This window comes from Fructilactobacillus florum 8D (assembly GCF_000512295.1).
Lineage (GTDB): Bacteria > Bacillota > Bacilli > Lactobacillales > Lactobacillaceae > Fructilactobacillus > Fructilactobacillus florum.
The window spans coordinates 25,982-42,365 of the sequence record NZ_ALXG01000010.1; the positions used below are offsets into that span (position 1 = coordinate 25,982).

The window sequence follows — 16,384 nt, forward strand, 5'->3', positions numbered from 1 at the left end:
GTCACCGCCTCCTACTTGTTTAGCGCCTGCATCAACAGTTTATTCACAATCTGCGGATTAGCCTTGCCATGGGTTTGCTTCATAATTTGACCCACCAAAAAGCCGACGGCTCGGTCTTTTCCATTATGAAAGTCAACGATTGATTGCGGATTATCAGCTAACACTTGGTCAATGATCGGCTGTAATTGGTCGGGATCAGACAGCTGAACCAGCCCATGTTCTTTGACATAAACAGCGGGATCCTCACCGTTAGTAATCGCTTTAAAGACTTTTTTCGCCATCTTTGTTGAAATTGTTTGATCGCTAATCATCTTAATCATGCTGGCCAGCGCCTCCGGTGTAATCTTGGTACGTTCCAACACCGTCTGTTGGTCATTCAGATATGCATTGACATCCCCTTGCAGGTAGTTAGAAGCCATCTTAGGATCGGCCTGCAGTTCCATCATTCGATCAAAGAAGTCAGACATTTCCTTGGTCTGCGTCAGAACCATTGCATCATAATCAGTTAGACCAAAGTCTTTGACGTAACGTGCTCGTCGGCTTTCTGGCATCTCTGGCAATTGTTCTTGTAATTCAGAAATCCACTCGTCGCTAATTGATAAGCTAGGTAGATCAGGTTCTGGGAAGTAACGGTAATCATCCTTCCCCTCTTTAACCCGCATCAAGTACGTTTTGCCCGTAAGCTCATCAAACCGACGCGTTTCTGCGCCAATCGTGCCCCCGGAACGAATTACCTGAGCTTGCCGCTCTTCCTCGTAAGCCAGAGCTTTGCGGACATAGTTAAATGAGTTTAGGTTTTTTAACTCGATTTTCTGACCAAGTGTGCTACTCCCAATCGGATGAATTGAGATATTACAATCAACTCGCATTGAACCCTCTTCCATCCGCACGTCTGAAATCCCGGTAAACTGGATCCGTTCCCGCAATCCCTCTAGATAATCATAGGCTTCTTGCGGAGAATTCATCTCTGCTTTTGACACAATTTCGATTAACGGGGTTCCTTGCCGGTTCAGGTCCACGTAAGAATACCGTTTCCCGTGGGTGTTTTTCCCGGCATCCTCTTCGACATGCAATTCTGCAATCCCGATTTTTTTCGGACCCTGATCAGTTTGTACTTCAATCCAACCGTTCGTGGCGGCTGGTCGATCGTTTTCAGTAACCTGATAGCCCTTGGGGTTATCGGGGTAAAAGTAGTTTTTACGATCAAAGTGCGGATGTTTTTCAATTTCCGCATGTAAGGCCAGTGCGGCGGTAATCCCGTTCGCAATTACCTGACGATTAATGGTTGGCAGTGTTCCCGGATACCCCCAATCAATGACATTTGTATTTTCATTTGGTTCAGCACCGTATTGCACCGGTGAGGGGCTGAAAATTTTGGATTTGGTTTTTAATTCCACGTGGACTTCTAGACCAATCGTCGTTTCAAAATTCATTACTCTTGCCCTCCCAACTGTGGCGTTGCTTGTTGAAAATCAGTGTTTTGTTCAAAGGCATAAGCTGCTTGGTAGAGCGTAGCTTCGTCAAATGGTTTTCCAACCAGCTGCATCCCGATTGGTAAGCCTTCGCTAAAACCAGCGGGAATTGACATCGCTGGTAAGCCCGCCAAATTAACCGGAATCGTAAAACTATCATTCAAGTACATCTGAGTGGGATCTTGAGATTCATGATTTAATGGGAAAGCTGTGGTTGGAGCCGTAGCTCCCATCAGTACATCATATTTTTCAAAGACCCGCTGAAAGTCATCGGTAATCATGGTACGAATCTGGGCTGCTTTTTTATAGTATTTGTCAAACGAACCTGATGAAAGCGAAAAAGTTCCCAACATAATCCGGCGCTTGACCTCATCGCCAAAACCTTCGGAACGAGTCTTAACATAAACATCGTCCAAATCTTGAGCATTTTCAGCCCGAAATCCATACCGAATCCCGTCAAATCGCTCTAAGTTAGAGGAAGCTTCGGCAGATGCTAACACATAGTAAGCCATGATACCGTATTTTGCATTTGGCAAATCAACTTCATCAACCGTTGCTCCAAGTTTCTGATACGTTGCGATGGCGTTTTGGACCGCTTGCTTAACCTCGGGCTGCACACCGGATCGTAGGTATTCTTTAGAAACGGCAATCCGCATCCCTGAAACCCCTTGCTCCAGCTGAGCCGTATAGTCTGGTACCTCAGTTTGTGAGGAGGTTGCATCGTGTTCGTCAGCTCCCGCAATTACATTTAAGAGGTAAGCATTATCTTTAACACTTCTAGTCAACGGACCAACCTGGTCAAAACTAGAACCAAAGGCAATCAATCCCCAGCGAGAAACCCGACCATACGTTGGTTTCAGACCGACTACTCCCGTAAAGGCTGCTGGTTGCCGAATCGAACCACCCGTGTCAGAACCAAGGCTCGCTAATACATCCCCAGCCGCAACCGTGGCAGCAGAGCCCCCTGAAGAACCACCAGGAGCCGTCGTCAACTTCCACGGATTATGCGTGGTTTGAAATGCTGATTTTTCAGTCGAACTCCCCATTGCGAATTCATCTAAATTGGTTTTCCCGATGATAATCGCGCCCGCTTGTTTCAACTTCTCGACCACCGTTGCTTCATAGACCGAGGTAAAGTTAGTAAGCATTTTAGAAGCGGCCGTCGTTGGTAGTTCGGTGGTTACTAAGTTATCTTTAATGGCAATCGGAATCCCAGACCAAATTGAATCTGGATCGATTCCGGTCTGATCGAGCTCTTTAGCAGTCGCCAGTGCCTCTTCATTTAGCGCCAAATACGCCTGAACCTGCTGATCATCCTGCTTGATTTTATCCAGCGTCTGCCGGGTCAATGCTTCCGCCGTCAAGCGTCCACTGACTAATTCTTGATGCAGACTCTCTAAATCGTGCTCAAAGTAGTTCATGACTAATCCTCGCTTTCATCAATAATTGTTGGTACGCGAATCAGACCATCCGCTGCTTCCGGAGCATTTTTTAATAATTTAGCGGATTGATCCCAATTGTCAGCTACATCAGCTCGCATTGCGTTTAACCGGTCGGTCACGATGTAGGTTGGTTCGACGCCGTCAGTCGGCACTTTTTCTAAATCATCAAGCATGCCCAGCATGTCATTTAACTGTTCGGTAAACCGAGGAACTTCCTCTTCGGTTAATTTTAGTTTGGCCAGACTAGCGATATGCTGTGTCCGGGCTTCGTCAACTTTCATGGTCATCTCAATTCCTCCTTGCGGGATGTTTGCTAGTAGTTAGTGAAGACGTGTGAACTAAACTTCTTTTGATCTTGCCCCCGATACAGGTAACTTTGAATTCCGTTCGTTGAGCCAACCGTGATCTCAATCGGACTATTTTGGGGTAGATATTTTTGAGCCGAAGTCTGCAGATACTGGGTAAAACTGTTGATTGCCGTGTAACTGTAGAATTGGGTCGTCACGTTCACGTGCATCCCAGTCAACGTTCCGTTGGTATACTGCGCCTGAGCTGTGACCCCACTTAGATTAGGGAAATAACTCTGAGCCTGTTGTTTAAACTGATCAAAGGCAGCTGCATCATTGTCATTTGGTGCTTTTTGCCCGTTCGCAATCGGAAAGACATAGTTTTTCTGATCGATCGTCTTCCAATTATCGACCTTGGTAGACTGGGGTGCGTTATTTGAGGAAGCAATAAAGTTTCCTCCCACCAAACTATCATCTGGGGCCGCTTTGTACAGAGCCACCACAATTGGAATGTTTTTTAAATCTGCTTGCTTGCGGAGGCGCGCCAAAATCTGATTAGCAATTTCTTTCCCATTAGACTCGATTTCAGCATCGGTTAGGTTTTTAGAATACTGCGCTCCGTATTTTTCCTTTGTGTAATAGTAAACGGAATTCAAACCAACTCCAATGGTCATCCCCTTAAGCTCGGTTTTACCATCCACCGTTTGCAGAAAATCCTGTTCTTCAATCTGTTGGAGGTACTCGGGCACAACCTTGTCTTTGGGCTGGTTAGGATTTAGCCCATCGGGATTATCATCAGTTTTGCGTCCCACCCAGTTTTGGACCGTGGTCGCAGACAATTGCTGCCCTTCTTGGAAAATATACTTATCTGGAGAAAAATTTTGTTTGGAAATCTCCAGCAATCCCCGCTGAAAACCCTGCAGGTTAAACTGGTTACTTGTCTGCTGACCATTAATGCCAGCAGCTTTGCTAACCTGGTAATGACCATCCTTAATCAAACTTTGATAGTCGTTGTTCGAATTACTGCCAGTTAACTGAGTCTTTTGTGAGCCACTGTTGGTACTGATTTTGTTGCGGTTGCCACATCCCACCAACAAAACGGTGCTCGCTGCGGCAATCGCCAAGATACTAATTCGTCGTTTCAAACCTTCACCTTCCTAATCATCCGTCGCTTGCATCTTCTGCTGAAAGCGTACCTCATCCCAAATGGGGATTTGAAGTTGTTCTGCTTGCTGACGTTTGCTACCTGCAGCCTCACCAGCGATTACCAGATCGGTTTTGGCAGAGACACTGCTCGTGACCGAACCGCCATGAGCCGTGATCCAAGCCGTGGCTTGCGGTCGCGTGAGCTGGGTCAGCTTTCCAGTTAATACTACTCTTTTTCCGTCAAAAAATGTATTGTGATTCGTTTTTGGACCGCGATACGTCATCGTCAGTCCAGCCGCCGTTAGCTCGGCTAACAACGTTTGACTATTAGGGTCAGCAAAGTAGGTTACCAAACTATCGGCAATAATCCCGCCAATTGTCGGAACTGCTTCAAGCTCATCCTTGGTGGCCTGCTGCAGTTGCGTCATGGTTTCAAACCTAGCCGCTAACAATTGCGCCGCCTTGCTGCCGACGTGCCGAATTCCTAAACCGAAAAGAACCCGCTCTAATGAGTTAGTTCGACTATTAGCAAGTGCTTGAAGTAAATTTTGTGCCGACTTCTCTCCCATTTTATCAAGCTGAACCAGTTGGTCAAATTGCAGCTGGTAGAGACTGGCCACATCGTCAATCAGATGATGGGCGAAAAGCTGGGCGACAATTTTCGGACCCAGGCCGGCAATGTCCATTGCATTTCGCGAAGCAAAATGAGTAACCTGTTCGGATAATTGGGCCGGACATTTCGGATTAATGCACCGCAAAGCCACCTCATCATCTAAATGAACTAATTTAGCTCCACAAGAAGGACAGGTCGTGGGAATTTCAGCTGGACGCGCCGTCTGGGGGCGTTGATCTGGTAGATAGCGATCCACCGATGGGATGATATCACCGGCTTTATAAATTACGACCGTATCCCCTAACCGCAAATCCTTACTTCTCAGATAGTCGGCATTGTGTAGTGAGGCGCGGGCAACCTGAGTTCCGGCAAGTTGCACCGGTGCAAAAGTGGCTGTGGGCGTTACTACTCCGGTGCGTCCGATTGTCCACTCGATTGCCTCCAATTTAACGTGGGCCTCTTCTGGCGGAAATTTAAAGGCAATCGCCCACTTGGGTACTTTCACTGTGTGACCAATCTCGGTTTGAAGCGCCAACGAATTGGTTTTAATGACAATTCCATCAATTCCATAGGCAAGCTCATCACGCCGCTGTTGGTTTTTAGCAATATAGGCATCAATGGTCGCTAGCTGACTGGCAACCTGATAATCAGGATTAATGGCGAAACCCAGTTCTTGTAATTCGGCTAACAGCTCACTTTGAGTCGTGGCCTTGACATCGTGATAGTCAGCAACATTGTACATAAAGGTGCTGAGGTGCCGAGATGCGGTTACTTGCGGATCGAGTTGCCGCAAACTCCCGGCGGCTGCATTTCTGGGGTTGGCAAAGGTCGGTTGTCCCTCCGTTTCCCGGCGCTCGTTGAGTTTTAAAAAGGCCGCTTTGCCCATGTAGCACTCTCCACGAACCTCAATGTCGATGGGACGCGTCAATTGGTGTGGAATGGAAGGAATCGTCATGATATTGGCAGTAATATCCTCGCCAATCAAGCCGTTGCCCCGCGTCGATCCCTGTACTAACCGTCCCGCTTCGTAACGCAACGAAATTGATAAACCATCAATTTTTAGTTCACAATTAAATTCCTGATCAGCTGGATATGCTTGTTGCAACCGTTCAATAAATCCATGAAGCTCATCGACTGAAAAAACATCCCCCAACGACAACAGTGGAATCCGATGTTGTACCTTGGTAAACTCACTGGCCGCGGCCCCACCAACTTGCTGTGTCGGTGAATCGGGGCTCACCAGTTCTGGGAACCGTTCCTCAATTTCAACCAATCGCCGATATTGTTGATCGTAAACGTCGTCTGGAACGGTTGGCTGATCAGCTTCATAGTACTGCTGACCCCATTCACGTAACTTTTGGCGCAGCGGTCCAATTTCTGCCCGCGCCGTCGTTAAAGTTAGGGATGATACTGCTGGCTGCTCCATATGATCCTCCTTAGTTGTTTTTTGTAATCGGAGCAAAGGCTGCAAGCAACCGTTTCACTCCTTTAGCTTCAAATGCAATATCTAATTCCTGATCCTCGCCACTGCCACTGACTTTGACAACTCTCCCGGTGCCCCACGCCTTGTGCGTCACCTGATCGCCAACCTGCCAGTTAGTGTCTGATGCACCACTGTGTTGATGCTGAGCTGGTGGCGTTTGCGGACCACGGTAGGTTGAACTCAGCGCCTGAGCCGTTCGCCGGTTCTGGGGACTGTCAAACGGTGTTCGGAGTCCAGACGCTCGAGGTGTTCCTTGACCGGGATCCGTTTGCAACAGATCAGGACTGACTTCATCCAAAAAGCGCGAGGCTGGATTATTTTGCATTCGTCCATATAAAGTGCGACCGTAAGCATTGGTCAGATACAACTTTTGCTGGGCTCGGGTAATCCCCACGTAGGCTAAGCGCCGTTCTTCTTCTAGTTCAGTTGGATCGTCTGCCGCTCGCGAAAGTGGGAAGAGGTTTTCTTCCATCCCAATCATAAACACGACGGGAAATTCGAGACCCTTAGCGGCGTGAAGCGTCATTAACGTCACCTGCTGTGCTTCCTCGTCCACATCATCTTGGGCGGAAACCAGTGCAAGGTCGGCTAAGAAATCAACCAATTGGTTCCCAGTTTCGCTTTCAGCTGGATGGTACCGCGCGTCAAAGTCCTGAGTGACTGACAGAAATTCTTCCAAGTTGGCTACCCGAGCTTCATTTTCCAGTGAATCGGTTGCTTTCAGGCTTTTCAGGTACCCGGTCTGGTCTAACACTGCCTCAGTAATTGTCGTCACGTCCCCATTTTCGGCTACTTTCTGGAGCTGGGTAATGGTGTCAGCAAAGCCAGAAATCGCATTGCGAGCCCGACTAGATAGCGCATTGGCGTTGGTTGCATTCCGTGCTGCCGCCAACAATGAGCTAGCTTGATCCGTGGCAAACTGGCGGAGTTTTTCTACACTGGTACTGCCAATCCCCCGTTTAGGAACATTAATGACCCGCTCAAAGCTCATGGAATCATTTCCATTGGCGATCAAGGTCAGGTAGGAAAACACATCCATGATTTCTTTGCGTTCATAGAACCGGTGCCCGCCTACCATGGTGTAGGGAATGCTGGCCTTCAAAAACGTTTCTTCAACGATTCGCGACTGCGCATTAGTTCGGTAGAGAACCGCAAAGTCATTGTAAGAATAATGGTGCTTGGCCATCTCGGCCTTAATCCGCGTGACCACAAACTGGATTTCATCCCGCTCACTTTGCGCCCGATAATACGTAATGGGTTCGCCGGCTTGATTCTCGGTCCATAATTTTTTTGGTTTGCGCTCTTCGTTGTTTTGGATAACATCGTTGGCTGCCTGCAGGATTTTTTTAGTTGACCGGTAGTTTTGCTCCAACAGAGTCACGTGCGCATCTGGATAATCAGTTTCAAAGTCCAGGATGTTATTCATATTGGCGCCCCGCCAACCATAAATACTTTGGTCAGCATCCCCGACCACGCAAATGTTGTGATGCTTGGCAGCTAACATGCGCACTAGACGGTACTGGGCTTCGTTGGTATCCTGATACTCATCAACGTGAATGTAGTGAAACTTGTCTTGATAGTAATGAAGCACGTCGGGAAACTGCTCAAACAGCTGGATTGGCAACATGATTAGATCGTCAAAGTCAACGGCATCATTAGCCTGTAGTTGTTTTTGGTATTCGCGATAAACTTCGCCCGTAACTTGGGCAAACGGATCATCTGAGTCATGCGCTCTTTGGTAGTCAGTTGGCGTCTGTAATTCGTTTTTAGCATTTGAAATGGCTCCCAAAATTGCGCGCGGATCATTTTTCTTGGGATCGTAATCTAAGTCATGCAAAATTCGTTTAATTAGGGTTTTCTGCTCGCTAGTTCCGGCAATCGAAAAAGCCTGATGATACCCTAATTTTTCAATGTTACGCCGTAAAATGCGGACCCCAAGGGCATGAAAAGTGGAGACCCAGACATCATTACCCCCAACTTCTAAGAGTTGATTAACCCGCTCCTTCATCTCCCGAGCGGCTTTATTGGTAAAAGTAATCGCTAAAATCTGCCATGGTAAAACATGCTTTTCCTCGATCAAATAGGCAATTCGGTGGGTCAACACTCGGGTTTTCCCACTTCCTGCTCCGGCCATGATCAGCAACGGACCAGTCACCTGTTGCACCGCTTCTTGTTGTTTGTCATTCATATTTTTTAAAAGATCGGCGTCCGCCATGATTTATTCGTCCTCTCGCTTCGCATTAGTCAGTTTAATTATAGCAAAAAAAAGACGACCACATCGTCGTCGCTTAATTTTTTCCTGCGGTTTGCGGACCGAGCCCGCTGGCTTCTAATTCGGCCATGGCTTGTTGCAAATCAGCTGTCTGAATCAGTAAACAGCCTGAATAACTGTTGGACAACGCTGCCTGGCGGTAAGAAAAAATAAATTGCCAGTCTGGATGCTGCTCCCGCAACTCCAAGACCAGGGGAACCTGACGGCGCGTGAACGTCTGCATAATCACATCACGATATTTTTTTACGGGTGAAATTGGCAACCCGGAAATGGCGCGAAGATGTTGGCGGTATTCATTAATATTCATCGCTAAATCAAACAAATATCCGGTGTTGGATACGGTTGTCTCAACCCCACAAACATACAGCGTCCCGGTGGCGGTGTAGCCAAAATTAATCTCATAGGTGCCAACATAGTCAACGTGTTGCCCGATTTCCTTTGTGATGCGCTGCATTTCTGCGACTAACTCGGCTTCAACGTCGTCCATAACAGTATAAATAGTACGCTGTCCCTGGGCAAAGGTCTTAATCACAACGGGCGGAAATTGTTGAATCTCCCCTTGCTGATCTTTCGTTGCGATTACTGCGAGAGACTGTTGAAATGGAACGACAGATTCCATTACAAAACTGCCAGCTTGAAAGTACTGCGAAGCCAACTGGATATCCGAACTTTGATGCAAGATAAAGAACGGATCCGTGCGGGTCATGCGGACGATGGGCTTCAAAACGGCCGGAAATCCCAAAGATGCCGCCGCTACTTGCATGTCATGTTCATCAACAACCGTCTCATAGGGAACACTATTAACATTCAACTGGTCAAAAAAGGCATGTTGTAGGCCTCGGTCCTGCACAATACTTAACAAATCATTCCCCTGCGGAACAATCGTAAACTGGCGCAAATAATCAACCATCGCAGCACTAAGTTCATCAGAGACGTAGGTCACCACCTGACACGCCTCACCAAAGCGGCGTAACTGGTCGCGGTCATCCCAACCACCGACCAAAGCCACATCAGCTTGACGCCGAATCTGACTATTACTCTTTGTACTGTAGGTAACGATGCGTAACCCGGCATCACGAGCACAGTTAATGAGCTGGGTACTGCTAAACTCGTCACCCAAAATTCCAATCGTATCTCCTGGTTTCAAAACCGCCGTCATCGTGTTTTCTCCTTCATCGCCATTTGATCATATTGATCCAAATGATATTTCTGAATAATGTTAATGATCTTTTGCGAATAACTAGGATCCGTCGCATAACCAGACTGGCTCAACGCCAGAGCTGCTGCTTGATAGTCATCCGTCTGGACCACATTTTTATACTGTTCCCGATTCCAATCCGTGCCGTAGGCTAACAATTTAGCGTGCGCTGCAATCGATTCATCCCAGTTTTGATAGACACGAAACCGCCCCTTCACGAGACTCGGGGTTCCATTCGTAAACTCCGTCGTTTGCAACTCAACGTTGGGTTGATCTGGCTCCGCCTTAACCCCAAATAAATTATAGTATTTAGCTGCCAGTTCACTTTGGCCCCAATCTGATTCTAAAATCGCTTGAGCCAACGTAATGCTTGGTAAAATGTTATAAGTTTGTTTAACTCGCATTGTTTCAGGCAGGAGCTTATTAATAAACTCCCGGTGCTGGCGACTCGTATTTTCATTACGATACGTTGGCACGTCTGGTTCACGCGCATAATTAAAAACAGCGAGTGCCGCCCCAATCAACAAGATGAGCAAAAAAAGCAGTCCATAACTGGTTAACTGCCCGGTTTGTACAATATTCTTTTTAGAGCTCGGTCGTCTACGCCGTTGGCGGGGACGCCTTCTTTTTTTATTTGCCACAACAAACCTCGGTTGCATTCGATATGGTTAAATTGTACTACAAAATAGTGTAGAATTAACATTAGTTAGATTCCAACCAACGGAAATGAAAGGGAGGCGTATAATTTTGCCAAAAAAGAATGATGAACTAACCGAAACTGAAAAATCGCCCTTTGGAATTGGCGACGAAGTCAGCTTTGAGCTCCAAAAGGAAACCTTTACTGGTCTGATTGAAAAAGCATATAAAAATGCCTTTCTCGTAACTTTTGAGACTGATGATGCTGATATCATTGATAGCTACCATAATAAAACGATCGTGAATTGGAAAGATCTCACCATGATCAAGGCTGCGCCACATCCAAAGCAACCAGCAACTGACGAGCATGATGCCGCCGAATAAATAATTTCAATAAGTCCTTGTCTACGAATAACGACAAGGGCTTATTTTTTATAGGTGGTCAAATCATCCTGCTAGACCGATTACCATAAACAACTAAATAATAAAATTATTTATGAAAAACACCAACGGAATCGTCACCAGGCACAAGATGGTCGAACAGCTCATTAGTGCAATTGCGGGAGCTGGGTCGTGGCGGGCTTGTAGTGAAAACAGTACGACTAATCCGGCGACGGGGCAGGCTGCCATAACTACACTAGTATTTAGTGCTGTTCCCGATAACCCCACCAATCGAAATAATCCGAGCGCTAACAAAGGATAAAGCAAATTGCGCAACAGCAAACTTAGTCCGAGGGACCAATTAAATAGCGTCCGATGCAACTTGACATGTGCCAGACTATTCCCAATCACTAGCATGGCAAGCGGCGTATTAAGGGAGCTAACGTAGCCTAGGACACTCCCCAATGGGCCGGTTATTTTAATTTGCAGAAAGAAGAAAACCAGTCCTAGCAAAATTGCTAGATTGTTGGGATTTAGACAAACTTGACGCCAGTCAATCCCGGGGTGCAGATGGTCCGCTGGCTGAAACATGGCGACCCCGTAGGTCCAGTTAAAGAGATTAAAGGCTGCCAACGCCACCACCGCATAAAACACACCAACGGGACCAAATAGCGCTTGAATTAACGGAATTCCCATAAAACCGGCATTGGAAAAGATGCTCCCATACTGGGCAATCAGTCGCAAATTCGCATTTCCCACCTTGCAAAACAGCGCGTGCGATATGATCATTTCTGCTCCATACAGGATGATAACTGCTACAAAGGCCAGGAAAAATTGCCGTAGCCGACTCGCTGAATATGGTGCTTGAAAGGCAACTATGATCAGACATGGAGAAACAATTTCAATCAAGATAGAGGTCAAGTCACGGGACGTCTGTGGCTTCATCAAATTAAGCCGCCCAATTAAGAAACCAACAAACATTAGTCCAAACAAGATGATAATTTGGTTGGCAAGCTGCGTAATGTTCACTAACATCTTCCTTTCTACACTAAAATTACATTAAGTTCATCATAGCTGATTTTGGCAAGTGGTGGCGAAAATTTTTCCAATAAAAAAAGCATGCCGAGGCATGCCTGCTAAAATCTGCAAAAACTATTTCTTTTTGGGTGCTGGCTGTTCGTGCAACAACTTACTAAAAGTTGCTAGTTGCCCATACTCAGCGTTGTCTTGATTGGGGACAATAATTAGGTTACCTTGCTGACCGGCTTGCTTGATCGCTTCAATCGACTGTGCGTTAAAGTACTTCGGATCAGCACTCGCCAAGGCTGTTTGCAACTTGTCAATCTGGTACCCCTGCGCATCGGCTTGGATCTTCGTGGCATATGCTTGCGCGTCTGCATGAATCTCCGTCTGTTGCTTATCGGCCTTAGCCGTTGCAATTTTTGCCGCATTTTTAGCTTCGGTACTTAACCGAACTTGTTCAGCATCTCCTTGGGCGGCCGAAATCGTTGCCTGCTTGTTCTTAGAAGCCGTGATCTGGTTCTCCATGGCCTCACTAACCCCTTTTGAAGGGGTAAGATCGCCGATTTGAACCCGCTCCACCATGACTCCATAGGTGTTAGTTAAATCACCGATATTTTGCATCAACTGGTTGTTAATTTTATCCGTTGAATTTAAAACTTCGTCTAAATCCATACTACCGATAATATCTCGCAATGTTCCACTTACCTGATAGGCCATTGATTGGATCGAATTACTATTTCCAAAGGTGTACCGTTCTGCATTCGTAATCCGGTAGTTTAGCGTGACCTGAATGCTGATGCTGGCATTATCACGAGTAATCCCCGTTTGTACCGGTAGGGCTAAAGGTTGTGACTGTAAACTAATGGTGCGTACCCTTTCAAAAAACGGAATGTAAAAGTGCAACCCGCTTTCGAACTGGCGCGAATATTTCCCTAAAAATGTAACCAAACCAACGTTGTTTTGTTGAACAATCTTAATTCCCAGCATGATATTCTCCTTTAGTGACAAGATAAACTTTTTGTTCGGAAACTTCAGCAACGACATAGCTCTGTTGAGCTATCCTTTTAGTGCCGACCAGTTGATAGAAATATAGTACTCCGTTTAATTTAACTAGCCCATCGGGTTGAAGCGCGCTCCCTTGCACCTCGGTGCCCACCAAATCTGGCATCCCAATGAGTGGCGGGCGGGCAAAATGCTGCGCAATGATGGACTCAATCTCAGTTGCTACCGAGATTCCCTTGGCACTGGCAAGCAAAGTCAACGTATGCATCTCTTCTGGAGCTAAATTAATAGTAACTGCTTGCTTTTTCATCATATTCCTTAACAAATTCTAAAATGTAATCATGAGTTTATCTTAACAAGTTTTGGAGCCTAACACAACTAGCAATCCAGTATCTCACGATCTTTATTTCCGATTGCGCCACCAGAGTCCAGTAACACCGACAAGCATAACTATTCCAACTAATCCTACGACGATAGTTACTGGGGCTGCCCCGGTTTGTGGTAATCGCCACCAATGTTTAGTTCGCCGGGGTGCCCGAGTCTGCTGGGGATGTTTTTTTGTTGAAACCTCCGTTAAGGAATTATCGATTGTTTCTAATAATGATTCAGGAACCTGCAAAAGCCCTGGTTTCTGATTACCAGGCTCATCTGTTGGCGTTGGCGTTGGTTCTGGTTTGAAAGGATCGCTTGCCAGTTGCTCATATTGATAAATGATGGTTTGCTCGTCACTAGTAAATTTACCCAGCTGCGAACCCTGCACCGTCCGCAATTTATAATTCGGAATCTCGCAAGCAGTTGTCTGATAGTCAGTTCCCACCTGACCAGTAAGTGTCAGTGGTGGTAATAAGTCTTGCCCGTGAGCATCCTGATACTTCACGGTAACCGTTCCCTGGTCAGCCTGCTGCTTCGTATAAACATACGTCACGGTTTGGGGTTGCTCACTAAACTGACCGGTTGTATTTCCCGCAACCTTTTTTAGTTGATAATCAGGAAATTCCTTAGCAGTCGTTTGATAATTCTGACCCACTGATCCAGTTAAAGTTTCCGCTGGAGCCAAATCATCGCCGTTTTCGTCCCGATAATACACGGTTACTGGCTGCCCGGCATCTGGTTCAATTGTAATATAATTTGCAAAAATATTATTTCCCTGCTGAAAACTATTAACGCCAGGTGGGGTCGGCAAATCAAGATTTCCGTTAAACCTAACACTCAAAGATGACAGCTGGGAAAACTGTGATTGAGTAAGCGGTTGATCAGTTTGCCAACCATCATCCGTTTCTTTAAGTTCTCCGCTAATGTCAAGACTTCCTAAATCATATGCAAGCTTGCCCATCCAAGATTTTTCTCCATTAAAAAGCGTCCCAATCCCGCGCAATTGATCAGCCGGAATAGTTAGCAGATGGGTTTGCTGATCATAATGTAAAGACGATCTGGGAATCTCATAGTAGCGACTTCCCCATTTCTGTAGACTAATATCAATATCCATCCCTTGTAGGTTCATAGTGCCCAGTGGAGAAAAATCAGAGATTTTATTTTCCGACAGATCCAGCTTGGTCAGTGGAGAACTAGCCTTGATAGCTGGAAGCGCTGCAATCGAATCAATATTGGTACCCTCGATGGTTAGCGATGTCAGATTGGGTAAACCCATCATTTTCTCAAAAATTTGATTATCGATTTTTTGATATTCGTATCCAGGTGCAGCCGTAATTAATTGGTAAAGCGCCAACGTATCTAAATTAGTTAGCTTAGAAAAGTCCGGCATGCGTTCACTAGGTACGAAAATACCTGAAATTTCTAAATTCTGTAAACTAGGAATGTCAGCTATCTTACTCAAATCAATGTCATCGGGAGCTCCGTCAGAAGCCAAAGCAGCAGCAATATTTAGTCGATTTAAATGATTTAAATACTGAATCCCTTCAAAATTTTGGGGCAATTGTTTAATTTTTCCTCCCCAAATTGGGATTTCGAGGTAGCTAATCGTGGCTAAATCACCAACCGTTACCGCTTCAACTGGTTTATCAAGACGCTCAGCTAAAATTTGTTGGAAGGTTTGATCAGGTACGACGGCTGTCATGGGAGTCTGATCGGTAATTTCACTTGCGTTTTGAGCTACAACTTGATTGGCCTGTACAACCAGTGGTTGTCCAATGATTCCCGTAACTGCTAACAAAATTCCGATAATAAGGCTCAATTTCAAATTTGGTTTGTTTTGCATAAAAAAATCTCCATTTAATCGCCTACAACTAATTTATAATTAATATCTTAAGATAATACTTTAAGTGTAAAGTAAATCAAGTTTCGAGTAAAGACTTTCATATCAACTTAGGAGCAATCCACAAGCATAGTGGTCAATTAATGGTTTCAAAGTTTTATAAATCAAACCACTTCACTTAAAAAAGCATCCGTCCACATCAAGAACGAATGCTTAAATAAAATCGATAATCTTATTTTATCTTGTCAAAAATTTTCAGATTATCTTGCTCATTTTAATACTCCTAAAAATCGATAGATAATATTCTAACAATTTATTTTAACATACTAACATGTTAGTATTTGAGTATCATCAAAACGAATTAACTTTTACATATCGATCACTTAAAGGAAGTTGAACCATGTCACAAACACCAAAGCAAACCATTTCAATTAAAACCAGCAACGATTCACCCCAAAAGCAATATTCCACCAAACAAGTTTCACTAGAAACGATTTTAAAGGGAGGAAACTTTGAAGTTACTCCGGAAGAATATCAAGAAATCAAGCAAATTGCCGAACAAAACCCTGATTTCAACGTAAAAATGATCAATGACCAACCTACGCCAGATACTACTAATCAGCAAGAAAGTACCAATAGAGCGACTAATAACACAACTAAATTAGAAGAACCATCCCCCCAAAAAAAGAAGAAAAACTTGAAAGAGATCCTTTGGATTGGATATTTAGTATTATTTCTCTATTCCGTGATCTCTAGAATAGACTTCGGTAAATTTTTCAATATTATTTCCGGTGGTCCCAACGGTGAATATTACGTGATGGCGATAAAATTTATCAAAAATCACATGTTAGGAATGAATTTTAAAATCTTTCCGTTCGTCATCTTTGGAATTTGGTTCTTGCATTCAAAATATAATCCTTGGCGAACGTCAGCAACCATCAGATTACTCAATAATCTAGTGACCATTGGACTCCTCATATGGTCACTACCCTTTGTCCTTTACTATGGTGGTTGGCTCGTTTTAATTTGCTTGTTTATCTTATTCCAAGGACTCTTTGCTTGGGCAACTCCTTGGTTTGGATATTGGATTGGTGACCATCGCTATCATGGCTATTATTACAATCGGTTTGATGATTATAATCCTTACGATGATTACGATGATCATGATTACTATTAATCTATAATACAAAAGCAGTAGCTACATTCGTTATGAATGT

General features: G+C 45.1%; 14 protein-coding genes. 2 read left to right on the forward strand and 12 right to left on the reverse strand.

The annotated features are described in order from the left end of the window. Positions 1 to 11: 11 nt before the first annotated feature. The 8 genes from gatB to B808_RS00625 form a co-directional block, all read right to left on the reverse strand. On the reverse strand, positions 12 to 1,433 hold the full coding sequence (gene gatB / locus B808_RS00590; protein ID WP_035421291.1) for an Asp-tRNA(Asn)/Glu-tRNA(Gln) amidotransferase subunit GatB: 1,422 nt from the start codon (positions 1,431 to 1,433) through the stop codon (positions 12 to 14). Then, a complete protein-coding gene (gene gatA, locus B808_RS00595; RefSeq protein ID WP_009166665.1) occupies positions 1,433 to 2,893 on the reverse strand; it encodes an Asp-tRNA(Asn)/Glu-tRNA(Gln) amidotransferase subunit GatA in 1,461 nt (486 codons plus the stop codon). Before gatA ends, gatB begins: the two co-directional genes overlap by 1 nt. A gap of 2 nt (positions 2,894 to 2,895) precedes the next feature. Further along, on the reverse strand, positions 2,896 to 3,201 hold the full coding sequence (gene gatC, locus B808_RS00600; protein ID WP_009166666.1) for an Asp-tRNA(Asn)/Glu-tRNA(Gln) amidotransferase subunit GatC: 306 nt from the start codon (positions 3,199 to 3,201) through the stop codon (positions 2,896 to 2,898). A 26-nt stretch (positions 3,202 to 3,227) separates the two neighbouring features. After that, a complete protein-coding gene (locus B808_RS00605; protein WP_009166667.1) occupies positions 3,228 to 4,346 on the reverse strand; it encodes a CamS family sex pheromone protein in 1,119 nt (372 codons plus the stop codon). A gap of 12 nt (positions 4,347 to 4,358) precedes the next feature. Next, positions 4,359 to 6,386 (reverse strand): NAD-dependent DNA ligase LigA, encoded by a 2,028-nt coding sequence (gene ligA / locus B808_RS00610; protein ID WP_009166668.1) that lies wholly within the window; start codon positions 6,384 to 6,386, stop codon positions 4,359 to 4,361. Positions 6,387 to 6,396: 10 nt separating this feature from the next. After that, positions 6,397 to 8,658, reverse strand: a complete 2,262-nt coding sequence (gene pcrA, locus B808_RS00615; RefSeq protein WP_035421295.1) for a DNA helicase PcrA — start codon at positions 8,656 to 8,658, stop codon at positions 6,397 to 6,399. A 73-nt stretch (positions 8,659 to 8,731) separates the two neighbouring features. Continuing rightward, positions 8,732 to 9,874, reverse strand: a complete 1,143-nt coding sequence (locus B808_RS00620; protein WP_009166670.1) for an ATP-grasp domain-containing protein — start codon at positions 9,872 to 9,874, stop codon at positions 8,732 to 8,734. Further along, entirely contained in the window at positions 9,871 to 10,554 is a 684-nt protein-coding gene (locus B808_RS00625; protein WP_009166671.1) for a glycoside hydrolase family 73 protein, read from the reverse strand. The genes B808_RS00620 and B808_RS00625 overlap by 4 nt, the downstream gene beginning before the upstream one ends. A gap of 106 nt (positions 10,555 to 10,660) precedes the next feature. Between B808_RS00625 and B808_RS00630 the strand changes: the two genes are divergently transcribed. Then, the gene (locus tag B808_RS00630; RefSeq protein WP_009166672.1) at positions 10,661 to 10,933 is read left to right on the forward strand and encodes a hypothetical protein; all 273 of its coding nucleotides are present in this window, start codon (positions 10,661 to 10,663) and stop codon (positions 10,931 to 10,933) included. A 93-nt stretch (positions 10,934 to 11,026) separates the two neighbouring features. Here B808_RS00630 and B808_RS00635 read toward each other — a convergent pair whose 3' ends face one another. The 4 genes from B808_RS00635 to B808_RS00650 form a co-directional block, all read right to left on the reverse strand. Beyond that, positions 11,027 to 11,959, reverse strand: a complete 933-nt coding sequence (locus B808_RS00635) for an AEC family transporter (protein ID WP_009166673.1) — start codon at positions 11,957 to 11,959, stop codon at positions 11,027 to 11,029. A gap of 123 nt (positions 11,960 to 12,082) precedes the next feature. Continuing rightward, positions 12,083 to 12,940, reverse strand: a complete 858-nt coding sequence (locus B808_RS00640) for an SPFH domain-containing protein (protein ID WP_009166674.1) — start codon at positions 12,938 to 12,940, stop codon at positions 12,083 to 12,085. Beyond that, positions 12,927 to 13,268, reverse strand: coding sequence for a hypothetical protein (locus tag B808_RS00645; RefSeq protein WP_225349207.1), 342 nt, complete (start codon positions 13,266 to 13,268; stop codon positions 12,927 to 12,929). Before B808_RS00645 ends, B808_RS00640 begins: the two co-directional genes overlap by 14 nt. 90 nt (positions 13,269 to 13,358) lie before the next feature. Beyond that, positions 13,359 to 15,170 carry a MucBP domain-containing protein gene (locus B808_RS00650; RefSeq protein WP_009166676.1) on the reverse strand — a complete coding sequence of 604 codons (1,812 nt, stop codon included), beginning with the start codon at positions 15,168 to 15,170 and terminating at the stop codon, positions 13,359 to 13,361. Positions 15,171 to 15,567: 397 nt separating this feature from the next. On the opposite strand from B808_RS00650, the gene B808_RS00655 reads away from it, so the two are divergent. Then, positions 15,568 to 16,344, forward strand: a complete 777-nt coding sequence (locus tag B808_RS00655; RefSeq protein ID WP_009166677.1) for a hypothetical protein — start codon at positions 15,568 to 15,570, stop codon at positions 16,342 to 16,344. The last annotated feature ends 40 nt before the right edge of the window (positions 16,345 to 16,384 follow it).

What these genes read in the sequence shown, in the direction of transcription:
- gatB (WP_035421291.1), bottom strand. Translation starts at nt 1,433, where the DNA reads ATGAATTTTGAAACGACGATTGGTCTAGAAGTCCACGTGGAATTAAAA.
- B808_RS00620 (WP_009166670.1), bottom strand. Translation starts at nt 9,874, where the DNA reads ATGACGGCGGTTTTGAAACCAGGAGATACGATTGGAATTTTGGGTGAC.
- pcrA (WP_035421295.1), bottom strand. Translation starts at nt 8,658, where the DNA reads ATGGCGGACGCCGATCTTTTAAAAAATATGAATGACAAACAACAAGAA.
- B808_RS00655 (WP_009166677.1), top strand. Translation starts at nt 15,568, where the DNA reads ATGTCACAAACACCAAAGCAAACCATTTCAATTAAAACCAGCAACGAT.
- B808_RS00645 (WP_225349207.1), bottom strand. Translation starts at nt 13,268, where the DNA reads ATGATGAAAAAGCAAGCAGTTACTATTAATTTAGCTCCAGAAGAGATG.
- gatC (WP_009166666.1), bottom strand. Translation starts at nt 3,201, where the DNA reads ATGACCATGAAAGTTGACGAAGCCCGGACACAGCATATCGCTAGTCTG.
- ligA (WP_009166668.1), bottom strand. Translation starts at nt 6,386, where the DNA reads ATGGAGCAGCCAGCAGTATCATCCCTAACTTTAACGACGGCGCGGGCA.
- B808_RS00650 (WP_009166676.1), bottom strand. Translation starts at nt 15,170, where the DNA reads ATGCAAAACAAACCAAATTTGAAATTGAGCCTTATTATCGGAATTTTG.
- gatA (WP_009166665.1), bottom strand. Translation starts at nt 2,893, where the DNA reads ATGAACTACTTTGAGCACGATTTAGAGAGTCTGCATCAAGAATTAGTC.
- B808_RS00640 (WP_009166674.1), bottom strand. Translation starts at nt 12,940, where the DNA reads ATGCTGGGAATTAAGATTGTTCAACAAAACAACGTTGGTTTGGTTACA.